The organism is Methylobacterium sp. WL119, from assembly GCF_008039875.1.
In the GTDB taxonomy this organism is placed as follows: Bacteria; Pseudomonadota; Alphaproteobacteria; order Rhizobiales; family Beijerinckiaceae; genus Methylobacterium.
This window is the reverse complement of record NZ_VRUU01000002.1, coordinates 130,446-148,728: the sequence shown is the minus strand read 5'-3', so window position 1 is coordinate 148,728 and position 18,283 is coordinate 130,446. Positions and strand designations below refer to the sequence as shown.

At 70.2% G+C, this 18,283-nt stretch carries 17 protein-coding genes; 12 read left to right on the top strand and 5 right to left on the bottom strand.

Annotated elements, in window-relative coordinates; all coding sequences use genetic code 11:
• Positions 1–3 precede the first annotated feature (3 nt).
• Both FV227_RS01810 and FV227_RS01805 read right to left on the bottom strand, forming a co-directional pair.
• On the bottom strand, positions 4–813 hold the full coding sequence (locus tag FV227_RS01810) for an ABC transporter permease (RefSeq protein WP_147726063.1): 810 nt from the start codon (positions 811–813) through the stop codon (positions 4–6).
• Positions 813–1,793 carry an ABC transporter substrate-binding protein gene (locus FV227_RS01805; protein ID WP_147726062.1) on the bottom strand — a complete coding sequence of 327 codons (981 nt, stop codon included), beginning with the start codon at positions 1,791–1,793 and terminating at the stop codon, positions 813–815. The genes FV227_RS01810 and FV227_RS01805 overlap by 1 nt, the downstream gene beginning before the upstream one ends.
• 114 nt (positions 1,794–1,907) lie before the next feature.
• Here FV227_RS01805 and FV227_RS01800 point away from each other — a divergent pair, with 114 nt between their 5' ends.
• The 5 genes from FV227_RS01800 to FV227_RS01780 all read left to right on the top strand — a co-directional run bounded on the left by FV227_RS01800 (position 1,908) and on the right by FV227_RS01780 (position 6,337).
• The gene (locus FV227_RS01800; protein ID WP_187274646.1) at positions 1,908–2,840 is read left to right on the top strand and encodes a 3-hydroxyacyl-CoA dehydrogenase NAD-binding domain-containing protein; all 933 of its coding nucleotides are present in this window, start codon (positions 1,908–1,910) and stop codon (positions 2,838–2,840) included.
• A 104-nt stretch (positions 2,841–2,944) separates the two neighbouring features.
• Positions 2,945–3,874: an AEC family transporter gene (locus FV227_RS01795; RefSeq protein WP_147858181.1), complete on the top strand. Its 930-nt coding sequence runs from the start codon at positions 2,945–2,947 to the stop codon at positions 3,872–3,874.
• 140 nt (positions 3,875–4,014) lie between these two features.
• Positions 4,015–5,235 (top strand): acyl-CoA dehydrogenase, encoded by a 1,221-nt coding sequence (locus FV227_RS01790; RefSeq protein ID WP_243946291.1) that lies wholly within the window; start codon positions 4,015–4,017, stop codon positions 5,233–5,235.
• Positions 5,236–5,381: 146 nt separating this feature from the next.
• Positions 5,382–6,020 carry a BA14K family protein gene (locus FV227_RS01785; RefSeq protein WP_246686522.1) on the top strand — a complete coding sequence of 213 codons (639 nt, stop codon included), beginning with the start codon at positions 5,382–5,384 and terminating at the stop codon, positions 6,018–6,020.
• Positions 6,021–6,121: 101 nt separating this feature from the next.
• Positions 6,122–6,337, top strand: a complete 216-nt coding sequence (locus tag FV227_RS01780; protein ID WP_147726058.1) for a hypothetical protein — start codon at positions 6,122–6,124, stop codon at positions 6,335–6,337.
• Between the two features lie 103 nt (positions 6,338–6,440).
• Here the strand turns inward: FV227_RS01780 and FV227_RS01775 are convergent, their stop codons facing one another.
• Entirely contained in the window at positions 6,441–8,732 is a 2,292-nt protein-coding gene (locus FV227_RS01775; RefSeq protein WP_147858179.1) for an FdhF/YdeP family oxidoreductase, read from the bottom strand.
• A gap of 185 nt (positions 8,733–8,917) precedes the next feature.
• Here FV227_RS01775 and FV227_RS01770 point away from each other — a divergent pair, with 185 nt between their 5' ends.
• From FV227_RS01770 to FV227_RS01760, 3 genes are all read left to right on the top strand, one after another.
• A complete protein-coding gene (locus tag FV227_RS01770; protein WP_246686523.1) occupies positions 8,918–10,312 on the top strand; it encodes a pentapeptide repeat-containing protein in 1,395 nt (464 codons plus the stop codon).
• A 62-nt stretch (positions 10,313–10,374) separates the two neighbouring features.
• The gene (locus tag FV227_RS01765) at positions 10,375–11,709 is read left to right on the top strand and encodes an alpha-amylase family glycosyl hydrolase (protein ID WP_147726056.1); all 1,335 of its coding nucleotides are present in this window, start codon (positions 10,375–10,377) and stop codon (positions 11,707–11,709) included.
• Between the two features lie 51 nt (positions 11,710–11,760).
• Entirely contained in the window at positions 11,761–12,282 is a 522-nt protein-coding gene (locus FV227_RS01760; protein WP_147858178.1) for an SRPBCC family protein, read from the top strand.
• Between the two features lie 13 nt (positions 12,283–12,295).
• Here the strand turns inward: FV227_RS01760 and FV227_RS01755 are convergent, their stop codons facing one another.
• Positions 12,296–12,772 (bottom strand): MarR family transcriptional regulator, encoded by a 477-nt coding sequence (locus FV227_RS01755; protein ID WP_147726067.1) that lies wholly within the window; start codon positions 12,770–12,772, stop codon positions 12,296–12,298.
• A gap of 171 nt (positions 12,773–12,943) precedes the next feature.
• Positions 12,944–14,365 carry an L-seryl-tRNA(Sec) selenium transferase gene (selA, locus tag FV227_RS01750; RefSeq protein WP_147858177.1) on the bottom strand — a complete coding sequence of 474 codons (1,422 nt, stop codon included), beginning with the start codon at positions 14,363–14,365 and terminating at the stop codon, positions 12,944–12,946.
• 121 nt (positions 14,366–14,486) lie between these two features.
• Between selA and FV227_RS01745 the strand changes: the two genes are divergently transcribed.
• The 4 genes from FV227_RS01745 (at position 14,487) to FV227_RS01730 (ending at position 18,163) form a co-directional block, all read left to right on the top strand.
• Complete coding sequence (locus tag FV227_RS01745; protein WP_147728695.1) at positions 14,487–15,281, top strand: thymidylate synthase; 795 nt, start codon at positions 14,487–14,489, stop codon at positions 15,279–15,281.
• A 26-nt stretch (positions 15,282–15,307) separates the two neighbouring features.
• Positions 15,308–15,802 carry a dihydrofolate reductase gene (locus FV227_RS01740; RefSeq protein WP_147728696.1) on the top strand — a complete coding sequence of 165 codons (495 nt, stop codon included), beginning with the start codon at positions 15,308–15,310 and terminating at the stop codon, positions 15,800–15,802.
• Positions 15,803–16,037: 235 nt separating this feature from the next.
• Positions 16,038–17,210 (top strand): FtsH protease activity modulator HflK, encoded by a 1,173-nt coding sequence (gene hflK / locus FV227_RS01735; RefSeq protein WP_147728693.1) that lies wholly within the window; start codon positions 16,038–16,040, stop codon positions 17,208–17,210.
• Positions 17,207–18,163 (top strand): protease modulator HflC, encoded by a 957-nt coding sequence (locus tag FV227_RS01730; RefSeq protein WP_147843690.1) that lies wholly within the window; start codon positions 17,207–17,209, stop codon positions 18,161–18,163. Before hflK ends, FV227_RS01730 begins: the two co-directional genes overlap by 4 nt.
• Positions 18,164–18,283 lie beyond the last annotated feature (120 nt).

The following is an 18,283-nucleotide window of genomic DNA, read 5'->3' as shown; positions in this document are numbered from 1 at the left end:
GGCCTATCGCTCGAGGCCGCGATGCCAGCGCAGCAGGTGGTCGTTGAGGCGGCTCATCGCGCCGTCGATGATCAGGCCGAGGATGCCGATCGTCAGCATGCCGCCGATGATCTTGTCCGACCACATGTACTCGCGCGCCTCGAGGATGCGGTAGCCGAGGCCGTCGGAGACCGCGATCATCTCGGCGACGATCACGACGATGAAGGCCGTGCCGATCCCGATCCGCATGCCGGCCAGCACGTAGGGGCTCGCCGCCGGCAGGATCACGCGGCGGAACATCGTCCAGGAATTCGCCCCGAGGTTCCGGGCTGCGCGGATGTAGATCGAGTCCACCTGCCGGACGCCGGCGATGGTGTTGACCAGCACCGGGAAGAAGGTGCCGAGCGCGATCAGGAACAGGGCGGGCGGGTTGCCGAGCCCGAACCAAACGATGGCGAGCGGGATGTAGGCGATCGGCGGGATCGGGCGCAGCACCTGCAGCAGCGGGTTGAACAGCGCGTAGAGCCGGTCGCTGGTGCCGAGCATCAGCCCGGTCGGCACCGCGAGCCCGGCCCCGATGACGAAGCCCGACAGCACCCGCGTCAGGCTCGACACCGCGTCGTGCGGCATCTCGCCGGAGAAGAGCCAGGCGACGTAGCTCTCCTGGCCCGGCTCGTAGGGGAGGGCGGGCAGGAGGCCGGCATACCACTTCACCGCAACCGCGCTCGGCGGCGGCAGGACGATCGGCGAAAACACCCCGACCCGGCTCAGGATCTCCCAAAGGACCAGCAGCCCGACCGGGACGACGGCGCCGCGAAGCGAGGACAGCCGCATCACTTGATCTTCAGCTCGGCCTTGGCCCTGTCGAGAAGATCGGTCTTCACCCACTCGGCGTCGCTCTTGGGCGGGGTCACCATCTTACCCAGGCCGTACTTCATCATGTAGTCGGTGGTCGTCTGCATGTGGCCGGCCGGGACGTCGTAGGTGTAGCTCGCGTTGGCCATGCCGTCGCGAAAGTCCTGGCTCGAGAGCTGGCCCTTGAACACCGATTCCCGCACGTACTTCTCGGCGAGCGCCGGGTCGTCGATGAACGCCTTGGTCGCGGCCACGAACAGCTTGAGGACGCGTCCGGCGATCTCAGGCTTCTCGTTGTACATCTTCTCGGTCATCACGAGCGGACGCACCGGAATGCCGATCGGCGTGTCGTAGGGCTTGACCACCTCGACGCCCCAGCCGGCGCTGATCGCCTGGGTCGATTGCGGCTCCGACTGGCAGATCACGTCGACGTACTTCTGCGCCAGCGCCTGGTTCAGGTCGGCGTAGTTGTTGAAGTAGATCAGCTGCACGTCCTTGCCGGCGCGCTCGCCCCAGGTCATGCCGTGCTTGTCGAGCTCGGCGAGCAGCATCAGGTCCTGCGTCCCGCCGCGGACGGTGGCGACCTTGAGGCCCTTCACGTCCTTCAGCGTCTTCACCGCGTCGAGGTCCGGCCGCTTCAGGATCCGCACGCCGCCGTTGGCGAAGCCCGCCACGACGTAGAGCTTCACGCCGTTGCCGCGCGCCGCCACCGCGCCGTCGGCGCCCGAGGCCGAGATGTCGATCTGGTCGACCGCCATCGCCGGATAGATGTCGGCGCCCTTGGCGAACTGCTTCTCGTCGATCTTCAGGCCGAACTTCGGGGCGATCTCCTTCATGTACGAGATCGCGCCGTAATGGGCGAACTTCAGGTTCCCGAGGCGGACGACGTCGTCGGCCTGCGCCGCTCCGGCGGCCAGGAACAGGATTGCGGCGGCGGCAGCCGAAGCGCGCTTGAACATCAATGTCCTCCGGTCGCAGGTCGTCCCGCCTGCGTTTGGCCCGACGCTGTACGCCGGCCGTCGCATTGACTAGGCGCGGGCTCGACTGAAAGTAAAGCGCAGGGAGGCGACGCGGTGACAGCTGTTGAAACGGATGAAACCGGCCCGATAGCCGTGGTCGGCTGCGGCACGCTCGGCGCGAGCTGGGCGGCGCTCTTCCTGGCGCACGGCTTCGATGTGGCGGCCTACGACACCGCCCCCGGCTTCGCCGATCGGATGCTTGCGTCCGTCGCCCGATACCGCGATCAGCTGGCCGAGCTCGGCCCGACCGGCACGGGTCGCCTCGAGATCTGCGAGACGCTCGACCAAGCCGTGTCCGGCGCCGTCTTCGTCCAGGAGAACGCGCCGGAGAACGAGGCGGTCAAGCGCGCGATCCTGGCCGAGCTCGACGCGCGGGCGGCCCCCGGCGTGATCGTCGCGTCGAGCACCTCGGCGATGCTGCGCAGCCGGATCGTCGCCGATTGCGGCACGCCCGAGCGCGTGATCGTCGCCCACCCGTTCCACCCGCCGCACCTGGTTCCGCTGGTCGAGATCGTCGCCGGCGACGCCGCGATCGCCGAGCGCGCGGCAGCGTTCTACGCCGGGCTCGGACGGCGCCCGGTGATCCTGCGGCGCGAGATGCCGGGCCACGTCGCCAACCGCCTCGCCTCGGCCCTGTACCGCGAGGCGGTGAACCTCGTTGCCGAGGGGGTCGCGAGCGTCGCCGACATCGACGCCGCGCTCTGCAACGGGCCGGGCCTGCGCTGGGCGGCGATGGGGCCGCACATGACCTACCATCTCGGCGGCGGCGCGGGCGGCATCCGGCACTATCTCGACCATCTTGGCCCGAGCCAGGTCCGCCGCTGGGAGAGCCTCGGCCATCCCGACCTGAGCGAGGCGGTGAAGGACGCCATCGTCGAGGGCGTCGCGGCGGAGGCGGCCGGACGCTCGCTCGCCGACCTCGAAGCCCGCCGCGACCGGGCGCTGATCGACATCCTGAAGGCCCGGACCGAGGTCGCCGGGCCGTAGCCGGCGCAAGGGTTCGCTGCGGCCATGCGCCGGGCGCAGCGCGACGGCCGCAACGGGCGTGCTATGCGCGGCACCTCCTCGAACACGAACCGGTCGGCCATCCCGTGAACGCCGTGATGATCATCGTCCCGATCTTCGGGATCATCCTGATCGGCTGGGGCGCCGCGCTCGCCGGCCTGCTCTCCGACAAGGTGAGCGAGGGCCTGTCGGAATACGTCTTCGCCATCGCCGTGCCGTCGCTGATCATCGCGACGCTGACCAGGCCCGGCCTCGAAGGCGAGATCGCCTGGGGCTACTGGATCGCCTATTTCGGCGGCGCCGGCGTGTCGTGGCTCGCCGGCTCGCTGATTGCGCGGAGGCGGGACGGCATCGGGCGTCAGGGCGCGATCCTGCACGGCTTCGCTGCGAGCCAGTCCAACACGATCTTCGTCGGCGTGCCGACCATCCTGCAGGCCTACGGCGAGGAGGGCGCGTTCCCGCTCTTCCTGCTGCTCGCCGTCCACCTGCCGCTGATGATGGGCTGCGCCACCTTCCTGATCGAGGCGGAGGCCGGTCGCTCCCTGTGGCAGCGCCTGCGCGGCCTCGCTCTCGTGCTGATCCGCAACCCGATCTTCGTGGCGCTGCTCATCGGGATGGCGCTGAAGCAGGGCGGCGTCGTCCCGTCCGTCATCCCGAAGTCGCTGATCGACATGTTCGCGGCGACCGCCTCGACCTGCGCGCTGATCGCGCTCGGCGCCGGGCTGCGGCGCTACCGGGTGCTGTTCGACCTGCCGGGTGCCGTGGTGATCGCGCTGCTCAAGCTCGTCGTGCATCCGCTGATCGTGTGGCTGCTGGCGACCAAGGTGTTCGCGATGCCGCCGGCCTATGCCGGCGTCGCGACCCTGTTCGCGGCGATGCCGGTCGGCATCAACGCCTACCTGCTCGCCATGCGCTACCGCACCGAGACCGGGCTGATCGCGGCCTCCCTGCTGGTCTCGACGCTGCTCGCGCCCTTCACCACCATCGCCTGGCTGACCCTGCTCGGCCGGGCGTGACAGCGGCGCGCGGCTGACCCTTCGCCGCGCCGGGCGCGGTGGAAGTCGGCGCGCATCCGTCTATCTTCTCGAGCAACGGACCGGCGGACCACCGAACCGGCGAAGACAGTCTCGGAGAGGGACCGACCATGAACGCACCGATGCGCGCGCCTGCCGGAAGCGCCGGCCCCACGGCCAAGGCGTCGGCCGGCTTCGTCTGGGACGACCCGTTCCTGCTCGACGACCAGCTCACCGAGGACGAGCGCGCGATCCGCGACGTGGCGCACGACTTCGCGCAGGAGCGTTTGCTGCCCGGCATCGTCGAGGCCTACGCCGAGGAGAAGACCAACCCGGACCTGTTTCGCGAGATGGGCGCGCTCGGCCTGCTCGGCGTGACGATCCCGGAGGAGTACGGCTGCGCCGGCGCCGGCTACGTCGCCTACGGCTTGGTGGCCCGCGCCGTCGAGCGGGTCGATTCCGGCTACCGCTCGATGATGAGCGTGCAGTCGTCCCTGGTGATGTACCCGATCCACGCCTACGGCTCCGAGGCGCAGCGCCGCAAGTTCCTGCCGAAGCTCGCGTCCGGCGAGTTCATCGGTTGCTTCGGCCTGACCGAGCCCGATGCCGGCTCGGATCCCGGCGGGATGAAGACGCGAGCCGAGAAGATCGACGGCGGCTACCGCCTGTCGGGCGCCAAGATGTGGATCTCGAACGCGCCCTTCGCCGACGTGTTCGTGGTCTGGGCGAAGTCCGACGCGCATGACGGCGCGATCCGCGGCTTCATCCTGGAGAAGGGCATGAAGGGGCTCTCCGCCCCGACGCTGAAGGGAAAGCTGTCGCTTCGCGCCTCGACCACGGGCGAGATCGTGATGGAGGGCGTCGAGGTCGGCGAGGACGCGCTGCTGCCGAACGTCTCCGGGCTGAAGGGGCCGTTCGGCTGCCTCAACCGCGCCCGTTACGGCATCTCGTGGGGGGCGATGGGCGCCGCCGAGGATTGCTGGCACCGGGCGCGGTCCTACACCCTGGAGCGCAAGCAGTTCGGCCGTCCGCTGGCGCAGACGCAGCTGATCCAGAAGAAGCTCGCCGACATGCAGACCGAGATCACCCTCGGGCTGCAGGCGTCCTTACGCGTCGGCCGCCTGATGGACGAGGGCAAGATGGCGCCGGAGATGATCTCGCTGATCAAGCGCAACAATTGCGGCAAGGCGCTCGACATCGCGCGGACCGCCCGCGACATGCACGGCGGCAACGGCATCATGGGCGAGTACCACGTGATGCGGCACGCCCAGAACCTTGAGACGGTCAATACCTACGAGGGCACGCACGACGTCCACGCCCTGATCCTCGGGCGTGCGCAGACCGGGCTGCAGGCCTTCTTCTGAACGGAGGACCGCGACGATTGGATGTTTCGCCGCGGGCACACGATACAACGGTACGTTTCTCTCTCTCGCGCGTTGTTTATCCGACAACATCATGTCGATGAACGAGTGAGAATCTTATGAAACGGATTGTTCTGACATCCGCGCTGATGGTCGGCGCACTCGCGATGCTTCCGGCGACGGTCGACGCCCGCGGCTTCGGCGGTCGCGGCGGCGGCATCGGCGGCGGTCACGGCTTCGGCGGCGGCGGGTTCGGCGGCGGCCGTGGCTTCGGTGGTGGCCGCGGCTTCGGTAGTGGCGGCTTCGCGGGTCGCGGCATCGGCGGCGGCGGCTTCGCCAACCGAGGTGCGTTCGGCGGAAATGCCGGCTTCGCCAATCGCGGCGCATTCGGCGGAAACCGCGGCTTCGCCAACAACGCGGGCTTCGCCAACCGCGGGATCGGCCGGGGCTACGGCGCCGGTTATGGGCGCGGTTACCGCGGCGGGTACGGTCGCGGCCTCGGATACGGCGCTGCCGGGCTCGGCCTCGGGCTGGCGACCGGCGCGCTGATCGGCGGCGGCCTGGGTTACGGCTACGGCGGATACGGCTACGACGACAACTACTACGGCAGCGGCTATGCGCCGGCCGGCTACGGCTACGGCTACAATCCGGGATACACCGAGGTTCAGACCGAGGTGGCGCCGGGGCCGCAGGAGTCGGTGAGCTACTGCATCCAGCGCTTCCGCTCCTACGATGTGCGGTCGCAGACCTACCTCGGCAACGACGGCCAGCGGCATTCCTGCCCGTAACGGCATCGTACCGAACTGAAGGAGAGCCCCGCGGCCGAGAGGGTCGCGGGGCTTTTTGCTGCCGGCCGGATACCGTGCCGGGCCGAAGGGAAACTCACATCATGATGGCCGACGAAATCGAAGACCTGCACCGCGCCCGAACCGTGCTCGCACGCCAGCGCAACGCGATGACCAAGCGGCTCGCCGGGATCGATCTCGCGCCGGTCTCGATGGCCGAGGACCTGACCCGCATCCTCGTCGCGATCGAGGCCGTCGACCGGGCGCTGACCGCCGAGGGCCGCCCTTACATGGCGCCCGAGATACAGGCCGAGGGCTGACGGCCCAACGCCGACCCGAAAGGCTCGGGCCGGCGTTCCATGATCGATCACCCGTCGGATCGGCGCCCGCCAAGCGCCGGTCGTCCCTCGCCCGCGACCGGTCTCAGGCCGAGGCGACCTCGATCCGCACCGGGACCGACTTCGCCGCGGGCACCTTGCTGCGCTCGGCATGGTGCCAGAGCGGGATCAGCGGATTGCATTCGGGGTAGTAGCCGCCGACGCAACCCTTCGGGATGTCGTAGGCGAGCACCCGAAACCCATCCACCCGCCGAACGACCTGGTCGTTGGCCGCACCGACGAGATCGACGTTCTGCGCATCGCGCAGGCCGAGGCGGGCGATGTCGTCGCGGTTCATGAACAGCACCATGCGCGTGCCTTTGACGCCGCGGAAGCGATCGTCGTAGCCGTAGATCGTGGTGTTGAACTGATCGTTCGACCGCATCGTGATGAGACGCATCACGTCCGGATCAGCCTGCTCGGTGTCGGGATCGGCCGACAGCCCGCGGGGGGTGACGAAGTTCGCCTTGCCGCTCTCGGTCTTCCAATCGCGGTCGGCCGCGGGGATCGGACGGCGGAAGCCGCCGGGCGTCCACATCCGCGCGTTGAAGTCCTTGAACTGATCCGGATAGGTCGCCTCGATCGCGTCGCGCACGCTGGCGTAGTCGCTGCCCCAGCGATCCCAGTCGATTCGCGGATTGGGCGCCAGCGTCGCCTTGGCGATCCCGGCGACGATCCGCGGCTCGGAAAGCAGTTCCGGTCCCGCCGGCTCGGCATAGCCCTTCGAGCCGTGGATGCACGCGGTCGAATCCTCCATCGAGACCGCCTGCCGTCCTCCGGCCTGCTGGTCGATCTCGATCCGGCCGAGGCAGGGCAGGATGTAGGCGACCTCGCCGTGGATCAGGTGGTTGCGGTTGAGCTTGGTCGAGATCTGCACCGTCAGGCGCAGCGTCTTCCAGGCCGCCTCCATCAGCGTGGTCTCAGGGACGGCGCGGATGAAGTTCCCGCCGAGCGCCACGAACGCCTTCACCGACCCGTCGAGGATGCCCTCGCAGGCCTCGACGGTGTTGAGGCCCTTCTCCATCGGCGGCTCGAAATCGTAGAGCTGCCGCAGCTTGTCGTTCGGCACCAGCTCCGGCTTCTCGGTGATGCCGACCGTGCGCTGCCCCTGGACGTTGGAGTGCCCCCGGACCGGGCAGATGCCGGCGCCGCGCTTCCCGATGTTGCCGCGCATCAGGAGCAGATTGACCAGGGCCTGCACCGTCTCGACGCCCATGCGGTGCTGCGTCAGCCCCATTCCGTAGACGCCGATCGTCGCCTTCGCCTTGGCGTAGGTCGCGGCCGTCTGCTCCAAGGCCTTCCGCGTCAGGCCGGAATGCCGCTCGAGCTGGTCCCAGGTCTTTTCGCGCACGGAGGCCGCGAACGCCTCGAAGCCCTGGGTGTGCTCGGCGATGAAGGCGGTGTCGAGAACCCGCTCCGCCCCGCTCGCGATCGCCGCGTCATCGAGCGCCAGCAGCGCCTTGCAGATGCCGTAGATCGCCCCGAGGTCGCCGCCGGCCTTCACCTGGAGGTACTGCGACGAGATCCGCGTCTCGGATCGCGTCAGCATCTCGAGCGGCGCCTGCGGGTTGGTGAAGCGCTCCAGCCCGCGCTCGCGGAACGGGTTGAAGGTGATGATCGGGACGCCGCGCCGGCTGGCGTCCTGCAGCGGGTGCAGCATCCGCGGCGCGTTCGAGCCGGGGTTCTGGCCGAAGAACAGGATGCAGTCGGTATGCTCGAACGCCTCCAGCAACACGGTGCCGACCGGCGAGCCGATGCTCTCGGGCAGGGCCACGGAGGTCGATTCGTGGCACATGTTCGACGAGTCGGGCAGGTTGTTGTTGCCGTAGAGCCGCGCCAGCAGGCCGTACATGTACGAGGTCTCGAGCGAGGCGCGGCCCGAGGCGTAGAACACCGCCTGCTTCGGCTCGAGCGCCTTCAGCTCGGCGCCGATCTCCGCGAAGGCGTCGTCCCACGAGACCGGCCGGTACCGGTCGGTCGCCGCGTCCCAGCGCAGCGGCACGGTGAGGCGGCCGAGCTCCTCGAGATCGTAGTCGCGCCAGCCGGCGAGCTCGGTCACGGTATGGGCGGCGAAGAAGTCGGCGCCGACGCGCTTGCGCGTCACCTCCCACGCGGTGGCCTTGGCGCCGTTCTCGCAATACTCGAACACCGCCGGCTTGCCGGGCTTGGCCCAGGCGCAGCTGACGCACATGAACCCGCCGGGCTTGTTTTGGTGGCGCAGCATCAACCCGCCGGTGACGGGGATCTGCTCGCGCAGCAGGATCTCGGTCAGCGACTTCGCCGACCCCCAGCCGCCGGCCGGCCCCTCGTAGGGATCGAGCTGCACCGAATCCGTCATTCCCGAGACTCCAACTTCGCGTTCGCGGATCGGGCCGAAGGCGCGATCATCGGGGAAGAACCGTCCGTCGGTGCGAAAGGGTCCGGTCGGGCGCATGCGGCAAACATCGCGCGCGCGCAGGGTCGGCGGCGGACGGTCGGCCGTGCTACGGCTCGCCCCGGCCATCATCGAAAGCACGCCCCCGATTGTCCGACCGGAACGAGACCCCGCTGCCGCGCGCCGCAGACGCCCCGCGCGACGCCCGAACCGAAGCGGTCCTCGACCGGATCGCCGCCGCGGGGAGCACCCGCTTCGGGACCGGCGAGCACGGGCTCGATCTCGTGCGCATCGACGCCGCGGGCGCAACGCTCGCGCAGCGCATCGACCCGGAGGCGCCCGCGCCGGCGTGGTGGGACCCCGAATGCGGCGGCCTGAACCTCGCCGACGCGGTCCTCGACCGGGCCCGGATGGAAGGGGCGAACCTCTCGGCCGCGAACCTGCGGCGGGCGAACCTCTCCGGCGCGGTCGGCCGCTCCGCCACCTTCGCCGGCGCGAACCTGGAAGAGGCCGACCTCGGCGAGGCCGACCTCAGCGGCACCGATTTCCGGGGCATCGTCGCCGGCCAGGCGAGCTTCCGCGAGGCGATGCTGGAGGATGCACGCTTCGACGACGCGGCGTTGCGCTTCGCGAAGTTCCCGCAGGCGCTGCTCGACGGCGCGAACTTCTCCGGCGCCGACCTGTGGGGCGCGGACTTCACCGGGGCGGATGCCGACGACACCAGCTTCAAGGGGGCGCGGCTCGACGAGGCCGACCTCTCCGACGTGAACCTGACGCACGCGGACTTCGAGGGCGCGAGCCTGACCAAGGCGCGCCTCGTCGGCTCGCGGCTTCGCGGCGCCAACCTCTCGAACGTCAAGCTCGACGGCGCCGACCTCTCCGGCGCGGACCTCTCGGAGACCAGCCTGGTCCGGCTCAACTTCGTCACGTGCAAGCTGCACCATGCCCGCTTCGCCGGCGCCTGGCTCAACGGCACGCGGATGCGGATCGAGCAGCTCGGCGGCATGGTCGGCGAGGAGGCCGCGGGCGACTACACCGGCGCGCAGGCGAGCTACCTCGCGCTGGAGCAGAACCTGAAGAGCATCGGGAGCCACGACGAGGCGAGCTGGGCGTACAAGCGCGGCCGAAGGATGGGACGGTTCGAGGCCGGGGAGAAGACCCGCGCGGCCTGGACCGCACGGGACGGGCGGGCGTTCCTGCGCCACGGCTACCGCTGGACTTCGGACCGCTTCGTCGAGTGGCTGTGCGACTACGGCGAGAGCCTGTCGCGGATCGCCCGCGCCTTCGCCATCCTGATCGTCGTCTTCGCGGTCCTGTTCGGTTTCGCCGGCGGCCTGATCCCGGACGGGTCGACCGAGCCGACCCGGAACGCCGTCGACTGGCTGAGCTACAGCGCGCTCAACATGATGACGGCGAACCCGCCGGAGATCGGCGTCAAGCCGATCGGCCGCTTCACCAACCTGCTCGTCGGCATCGAAGGCGCCGCCGGCATCATCCTGATGGGGTTGTACGGCTTCGTGCTCGGCAACCGGCTGCGCCGCTGATTTTGCCGGGTGCGCCCTATGTCACGGGGCAGGGCCGCGCCGGCCGAGGATCACGCACCTTCATGCCCGACTGGATTCGCGACACCGTGTGGTGGCAGGTCTACCCGCTCGGCTTCGTCGGGGCGGAAGGCACGCGCCGACGCGGCGCCGAGGTCGCGCATCGCCTGGACCACATCGTCGCCTGGCTCGACTACGCCGCCGATCTCGGCGCGACCGGCCTCGCGCTCGGCCCGATCTTCGCGTCCGAGACCCACGGCTACGACACGATCGACTACCTGCGCATCGACCCGCGGCTCGGCGACGAGGCCGACTTCGACCGGCTGATCGCGGCGGCCCATGCCCGCGGGCTGAAGGTCCTGCTCGACGGCGTGTTCAACCATGTCGGGCAGGATTTTCCGGCGTTCCGCACTGTCCTCGACGAGGGCCCGTCCGCCGCCCGGGCCGGCTGGTTCCACCTGTCCTGGCCGGAGGGCACCAACCCCGGCGACGTACCGGACCACCGCTGCTTCGAGGGCCACAGCGCCCTGGTCACCCTGAACCACGACCACCCAGAGGTCGCCGACCACGTCGTCGCGGTGATGAACCACTGGCTGGCCCGCGGCGCAGACGGCTGGCGCCTCGACGCGGCCTACGCCGTCCCGCGCGCCTTCTGGACGCGCGTCCTGCCGCGGGTCCGCGCGGCGCATCCGGACGCCTACCTCGTCGGCGAGGTGATCCACGGCGATTACGCCGGCATGCTCGCCGAGACCGGCCTCGATTCGGTGACGCAGTACGAGCTGTGGAAGGCAATCTGGAGCGGCTTCAACGACCGCAACCTGTTCGAGCTGGCACACGCCCTGAAGCGGCACGACGACTTTCTCGACGCCTTCGTGCCGATGACCTTCGTCGGCAACCACGACGTCACCCGGATCGCGAGCCGGATCGCCGACATCCGGCACCTGCCCCATGCCCTGGCGGTGCTGCTCACCGTCGGCGGCACGCCCTCGATCTATGCCGGCGACGAGCAGGCCTTCCGCGGCATCAAGGAGGACCGGGCCGGCGGCGACGACGCCGTCCGCCCGGCCTTCCCCCCGAGCCCCGACGACCTCGCGCCGGAAGGCTGGCCGACCTACCGGCTGCATCAGGACCTCATCGCCCTGCGCCGGCGGCATCCGTGGCTGCACACGGCGCGGACGCGCGCGCTGCACCTGACCAACACCGCCCTGACGCTGGAAGCGCACGGCGACGGGCAACGGCTCCTCCTCGCCCTTAACCTGTCGAACGAGCCGTCGGAGCAGCCGGCGCCGGGCGCGCTCGGCCTCGAAGCCGGGCAGGGCGAGGTGATCGGCGAGGGCGAAGCCCAGGCCCGCATCCGCCTTTCGCCGCACGGATGGGCGATCCTCGCGGCAAAGGCGTGATCGCCAGGCGCGCCGCCCTAGGTGGAGATCGTGAAGCGGACGAGGCCGACCATGCAGACGCGAGCGCGCACGACCGGGATCCGCAAGCCGTCGCACGGGCACCTCGTCTTCGCGGTCTCGCTCGGCATCGTCGCGCATGCCGGGGCCGCCTCGGCGCTGGAAGTGACCCGCTCCCGCATCGTCGCCGCGCCGCCCGCCGCGATCTGGTCGTTGATCGGCGGCTTCTGCGACATCGCGCGGTGGCACCCGCAGGTGACGCGCTGCACGCTGTCATCGGAAGACGGCGCCCCGGTGCGCGCCCTCGTCGCGGCGGGCGGCCTCGGCACGCTCATCGAGATCGAGACCGCGCGGGACGAGGCGGCGCTGAGCTATTCCTACAGGCTCGTCTCCGGGCCGTTGCCCGCGAAGGACTACACGTCGACGCTCTCGGTCACGCCGATCGGCAAGGGCGCGACGGTCACCTGGACCGCGCGCTTCGAGGCGGAGGGGATGACCGAGGCCGAGGCGGTCGCCGACATCGCCGGCGTCTACGAGGCGGGCCTCGCCGGCATCGCCAAGGAAGCCGCTCCCTAGGCGAGCCGTGCGGTCAGTCCTTCGACAGGCTGTCGATGAGGTGGTTCAGGTCGATGCGCATCGCCTGCACCTCGGGCTCGGTCAGATCGAGCTGGCACATGACGCTCTGGCGCACCTCCGCCGCGTCGGCGCGCAGGGCACGCCCCTTCTCGGTCAGGGCGATCTCGACCTCGCGCTCGTCGGAGCGGCGTCGGTTGCGCTGGAGCAAGCCGGCCGCCTCGAGCCGCTTGAGCACCGGCGTCAGCGTGCCGGAATCGAGGCGCAGGCGCCGCCCGATTTCGGAGACGGTGACCCCGTCGGTCTCCCACAGGACCATCAGCACGAGATATTGCGGGTAGGTCAGCCCGATCCGCTCCAGCAGCGGGCGGTATGACTTCGTCATCCGGTGCGCGGCCGCATAGAGGGCGTAGCAGAGCTGGTTGTCGAGCAGCAGGGGATCCCTGGTCCGCTCGGCTTCCGCCTCGGGCGCCTCCCGCGTCGCCTCCGTCATGCACGCCATCTCAGTCGCCCACATCGTCACGCGCGAGTCTCCGTCGCGCTCGCGCGTCGCCCCGGCCTTCCCGCATAGCACGATATGTCCGATCGGTGAGGGGGCGAACGTGAAATTCCGTCGCAAACCTCATTGCATAGAGCCACTTATTGCATGGAGCCACTTGCCGTCTCAGGCGGCGAGCGCGTCGAGGCTCGCGAGCAGGCCGGGCTCGTCCTCAAGCGTGCGCAGGTCGAGGTGCAGGGCGCCGTCGGCGATCCGGCCGATCACCGGGACCGGCAGATCGCGCAGGAGGGCGGCCATGCGCTTCGGCCAGGCACCGCCGCGGCGCCCGCCCTCGCCCGCGGGCGGGGTCAGGACCAGACAGGCGCTCGGCAGGGTCTCCACCGGCAGGGCGCCCGAGCCGATCTGGCTGCTGCAGGCCGCGACCGCGACCTCCGCCCGGCCGGCGAGGCGACGTGCCACCTCCGGCGCGAGCCGGCGCGCCTGGGCGTCGATCGCCTCGGCCGGGCGCGTCAGGAGGCGCAGCGTCGGCAGGCGCTCGGCCAAGCGCTCGGGATGCAGGTAGAGCCGCAGCGTCGCCTCGAGCGCGGCGTAGGTCATCTTGTCGACCCGCAACGCGCGCTTCAACGGGCTCTTGCGAACCTTACGCAGCAGGTCGGCGCGCCCGGCGACGATCCCGCACTGGACCCCGCCGAGGAGCTTGTCGCCGCTGAAGGTGACGAGGTCGGCATGGGCGAGGGCGGCCCGCACGGTCGGCTCCGGCGGCAGGCCATGCGCGGCCAGATCGATCAGGCTGCCACTGCCGAGGTCGAGCGCCAGCGGCACGCTGCGCTCGCGGCAGAGCGCGCCGAGCGCCTCCTCGCGGGGCTGCGCCGTGAACCCGCGGATCTCGTAGTTGCTGGGATGGACCCGCATCACCAGGCCGGTGCGCGGGCCGAGCGCCTCGTCGAAGTCGCGCAGGTGGGTCCGGTTCGTGGTGCCGACCTCGCGCAGGCGACACCCGGCCCGCGCCATCACGTCGGGCACGCGGAACGAGCCGCCGATCTCCACGAGCTCGCCGCGGGAGACCACCACCTCCTTGCGCATCGCGAGCGCGTTCAGGACGAGGAAGACGGCCGCCGCGTTGTTGTTGACGACGATCGCCGCCTCCGCCCCGGTCAGCCGACAGATCAGCGCCTCGACATGGTCGTCGCGCTCGCCGCGCTCGCCCGTGGCGAGGTCGAACTCAAGGTTGCTCGCGCCCGTCATCACCGCCGATACCGCGGCGGCCGCCTCGGGCGGCAGCAGGGCGCGGCCGAGATTGGTGTGCAGAACGGTGCCGGTGAGGTTGAAGACCGGCCGCAAGGACGGGCTCGCCTGCCGGGCCAGAGCATGGCCGACGCGGGCGAGGATCTCGGCCGCCTCCGGCACGCCGTCCCCGCCGGCCCGGATCGCGGCGAGATCGTCGCGGATCGCGTCCCGGAGAGCGGTTCGGCCGAACCTCTCGACCAGCGCGACGGAGGCTTCGTCACCGAGAAGCCGCTCGACGGAGGGAGGTCGCGCGCCCTGTGCCTGTTCGCGAGGACGGGGAGCGGACGCACGTGAAGCCATGAACGAGTGATAGCAGGTCGGACCGCTCCATCCAGTCCCGCGAAGCCGCACGCGCGCCGTCGGCCCTCCGCCCGCGACCCGCTCTTGGCAACGCCCGCGAACGCGGGCAGGAAGTCGGATGATGGACGCGTATCACCAGCTGCTCACCCGCATCCTCGACGAGGGCTGCACCAAGGAAGACCGCACCGGCACCGGCACCCTCTCGGTGTTCGGCCACCAGATGCGGTTCGATCTCGGCCGGGGCTTTCCCCTGGTCACCACCAAGCAGCTGCACCTGCGCTCGATCATCCACGAGCTGCTGTGGTTCCTCACCGGCGACACCAATGTCGGCGCGCTGCGCGCCAACGGCGTGACGATCTGGGACGAGTGGGCTGACGCGCAGGGCGATCTCGGCCCGGTCTACGGCAAGCAGTGGCGTTCCTGGGAGAAGCCCGGCGGCGGCACCGTCGACCAGATCGCCTGGGTCGTCGACGAGATCCGCCGCAATCCCGATTCGCGCCGTCTCATCGTCTCGGCCTGGAACCCGGCCGACCTCGACCGGATGGCGCTGGCACCGTGCCACTGCCTGTTCCAGTTCTACGTCGCCGACGGGCGGCTCTCGTGCCAGCTCTACCAGCGCTCGGCCGACGTCTTCCTCGGCGTGCCGTTCAACATCGCGAGCTACGCCCTGCTGACCGCGATGATCGCGCAGGTCACCGGGCTGCGCCCCGGCGATTTCGTCCACAGCTTCGGTGACGCGCATCTCTACCGGAATCACCTCGACCAGGCGCGCCTCCAGCTCACGCGCGCGCCGCGGCCGCTGCCGACGCTGCGCCTCAACCCGGAGGTCCGCGACCTGTTCGCCTTCCGCTACGAGGACATCGCGATCGAGGGCTACGAGCCCCATCCCGCCATCCGCGCGCCGGTGGCCGTCTGATGCCGTCCCCGACGCACGGGGCCGGTATGCGGCCGGTCAAGATCACCTTGGTGGTAGCCTTGGCCGAGAACGGCGTGATCGGCCGGGACAACGGGCTCGCGTGGCACCTGCGCGGCGACCTGAAACGGTTCAAGGCGGTGACCATGGGCAAGCCGATGCTGATGGGGCGCAAGACCTACGCCTCGATCGGCCGCCCCCTGCCGGGTCGCCGCACGCTGGTCATGACCCGCGATCCCGCCTTCGCGGCCGACGGGATCGAGACGGTTCACGATTGGTCGCAGGCGCTGGCGGCCGCGGCGGCCGAGGAGCTGATGGTGGTCGGCGGCGCCGAGATCTACCGGCTCGCGCTCCCCCATGCCGACGCCCTCAGGCTGACCGAGGTCGCGGCGAGCCCGGACGGCGATACGCGCTTCCCCGCCTTCGACCGGACCCTGTTTCGCGAGACCTTCCGCGAGGCGCATCCGGCCGGTCCGCACGACGAGCACGCCTACACGTTCGTGGACCTCGAACGCATCCCGTGAAAACCACGATTTCCCTCGGATGTGGAGGGGCGTCCGGTCGCGGTTGCCAAAGGCGGCGCCGATGCCCACCTGCTTGCCTTGACAGCAGGCGACGGTCCCTCGCAGGTGCGTAGGCCTCCGCTCGTTCCGGTGGCTGCCTCATCCGGGCAGGTTTGGACACGGTCGCGGGCCGTTCGGGCGGTTCGAACCGTTGGCGCGCGGGCAATCCCGCAGCAGGCAGGAGAAGACGGCTAGCATGCCTTGGAGCAATCAGAGCGGCGGCAGTGGCGGCGGGGGAGGTCCCTGGGGTCGTGGCGGCGGCGGCAATGGCGGCGGCCCCTGGGGCAGCGGCGGTGGCGGTGGCGGCAAGACACCGCCCAATCTCGAGGATCTTCTGCGCCGCGGCCAGGACCGCCTGCGCGGCGTGATGCCGGGCGGCTCGCTCGGCGGCGGCAAGAGCTTCGTGGTGATCGGCGCCTTGGCGGTGGGCCTCTGGCTCGCGACCGGCTTCTACACCGTCGCCCCCAACCAGGTCGGCATCGAGACGATCTTCGGGCGCTACGTCGGCTCCAAGGGCGAGGGCCTGCGCTACAACTTCCCCTATCCGGTCGGCGGCGTGATCAAGCCGAACGTCGGCCAGGTGAACTCGATCCAGGTCGGCTTCCGCTCCGGCGGCGGAACCCAGGCGCGCTCGCGCGACATGCCCGACGAGAGCCTGATGCTGACGGGCGACGAGAACATCGTCGACCTCGACTTCGAGGTGCAGTGGCGCGTGAACCCACTCAAGGCCTCGGACTACGTGTTCAATCTCCAGAACCCGGAAGGCACGATCAAGGCGATCGCCGAGAGCGCGATGCGCGAGGTGGTCGGCCGCCGCAACATCCAGGCGATCCTGACGAACGAGCAGTCGAGCGTCGCGCAGGAGGTCAAGGAGATCACCCAGAATGCGCTCGACGAGTACGGCGCCGGCGTGCGCATCGAGGTGGTGCAGCTCGTCAGCGTCAACCCGCCGCCGGAAGTCCGGCCCGCCTTCATCGACGTGAACGCGGCCCAGCAGGACGCCGACACGGCGCAGAACGAGGCGAAGACCTATGCCAGCCGCGAGGTCCCGCAGGCCCGCGGCCGTGCCTCGCAGATCGTCCAGGCGGCGGAAGCCTACAAGACCAAGGCGACCGCCGACGCGACGGGCCAGGCCGCGCGCTTCGACGAGGTCTACGCCTCCTACAAGACCGCCCCGGCGATCAGCCGCGAGCGGATCTTCCTGGAGACGATGGAGAAGGTGCTCGGCTCCGTGAACAAGGTGATCATCGATCAGGGCGTCGCCGGCTCCGGCGCGACCGGTGCCGCGGGCGTCGTGCCGGTGCTGCCGCTGGCCGAGTTCGGGTCCCGCACCCCCGCCCCGGCGCAGACCAATGGAGCGGCCCGATGAACGCACAGGCCATCCGCACGGGCTCGGCGGTCGTCGCCGCCGCCCTCGCACTCGCCTTCTATGCCTCGGTCTTCACCGTCGGGCAGATGCAGCAGGCGCTGGTGCTTCAGTTCGGCCGCGTCCGCGCCGTCCTGAACCAGACCGGCGAGGACAAGCCCGGGCTCTACTTCAAGCTGCCCTTCGTCGAGAACGTGGTGCTCTTCGACAAGCGCGTCCTCGACCTCGACCTGCCGGTGCAGACGCTCCTGACCGCCGACCGGCAGAACCTCGAGGTCGACGCCTTCGCCCGCTACCGGATCGTCGATCCGCTGCGGTTCTACCAGTCGGTGAACAACGTCGCGCTGGCCAACCAGCGCCTCGCGAGCTTCACCAACTCGTCCCTGCGCAACGTCCTGGCGCGCTCGACACGCGACGCCATCGTCAAGACCGAGCGCACCCGCCTGATGAACCAGATCCAGGAGGACGTGAACCGGGAGGCCAAGGCGCTTGGCGTGCAGATCGTCGACCTGCGGATGACCCGCGTCGACCTGCCCGCCCAGAACAGCGTCGCGGTCTATCGCCGGATGAAGACCGAGCGCGAGCGCGAGGCCGCCGACATCCGCGCCAACGGCGACCAGATCGCCGCGACGATCAAGGCGAAGGCCGACCGGGACGTGACCGTGATCCTCGCCGACGCGACCCAGACGGCGGAGAAGCTGCGCGGCCAGGGCGACGCGGACAAGAACCGCATCCTCGCCGAGGCCTTCGGGAAGGATGCGGGCTTCTTCAGCTTCTATCGCTCGATGCAGGCCTACGAGACCGGGCTGAAGGGGAACGAGACCCGGCTGGTGATGAGCCCGAACTCGGACTTCTTCCGCTACTTCAGCGATCCGCAGGGCAAGGCGGCGCAGGGCGGGGCGCCGCGCGGGTCCGATCCGGCGGCGACGACCGGCTCGACCGGCCCGGCACGCTGACCATGACGCAGGCGGCCCGCCCTTGAACGGGGCGGGCCGCCGCCGATCTTAAGGCGGCCATCGAACCGCCGGCCGCCGATCGGCGGCACCCGACAGCACCGGAAACGCGTTCTTGAAGAG

Excerpts from the sequence above, each read along its gene's own strand:
- FV227_RS01740 (WP_147728696.1), top strand. The coding sequence starts at position 15,308 with ATGCGGCCGGTCAAGATCACCTTGGTGGTAGCCTTGGCCGAGAACGGC.
- FV227_RS01775 (WP_147858179.1), bottom strand. The coding sequence starts at position 8,732 with ATGACGGATTCGGTGCAGCTCGATCCCTACGAGGGGCCGGCCGGCGGC.
- FV227_RS01755 (WP_147726067.1), bottom strand. The coding sequence starts at position 12,772 with ATGACGGAGGCGACGCGGGAGGCGCCCGAGGCGGAAGCCGAGCGGACC.
- FV227_RS01785 (WP_246686522.1), top strand. The coding sequence starts at position 5,382 with ATGGTCGGCGCACTCGCGATGCTTCCGGCGACGGTCGACGCCCGCGGC.
- hflK (WP_147728693.1), top strand. The coding sequence starts at position 16,038 with ATGCCTTGGAGCAATCAGAGCGGCGGCAGTGGCGGCGGGGGAGGTCCC.
- FV227_RS01790 (WP_243946291.1), top strand. The coding sequence starts at position 4,015 with ATGCGCGCGCCTGCCGGAAGCGCCGGCCCCACGGCCAAGGCGTCGGCC.
- FV227_RS01810 (WP_147726063.1), bottom strand. The coding sequence starts at position 813 with ATGCGGCTGTCCTCGCTTCGCGGCGCCGTCGTCCCGGTCGGGCTGCTG.
- FV227_RS01730 (WP_147843690.1), top strand. The coding sequence starts at position 17,207 with ATGAACGCACAGGCCATCCGCACGGGCTCGGCGGTCGTCGCCGCCGCC.
- FV227_RS01805 (WP_147726062.1), bottom strand. The coding sequence starts at position 1,793 with ATGTTCAAGCGCGCTTCGGCTGCCGCCGCCGCAATCCTGTTCCTGGCC.
- FV227_RS01765 (WP_147726056.1), top strand. The coding sequence starts at position 10,375 with ATGCCCGACTGGATTCGCGACACCGTGTGGTGGCAGGTCTACCCGCTC.
- FV227_RS01745 (WP_147728695.1), top strand. The coding sequence starts at position 14,487 with ATGGACGCGTATCACCAGCTGCTCACCCGCATCCTCGACGAGGGCTGC.
- selA (WP_147858177.1), bottom strand. The coding sequence starts at position 14,365 with ATGGCTTCACGTGCGTCCGCTCCCCGTCCTCGCGAACAGGCACAGGGC.
- FV227_RS01760 (WP_147858178.1), top strand. The coding sequence starts at position 11,761 with ATGCAGACGCGAGCGCGCACGACCGGGATCCGCAAGCCGTCGCACGGG.
- FV227_RS01780 (WP_147726058.1), top strand. The coding sequence starts at position 6,122 with ATGATGGCCGACGAAATCGAAGACCTGCACCGCGCCCGAACCGTGCTC.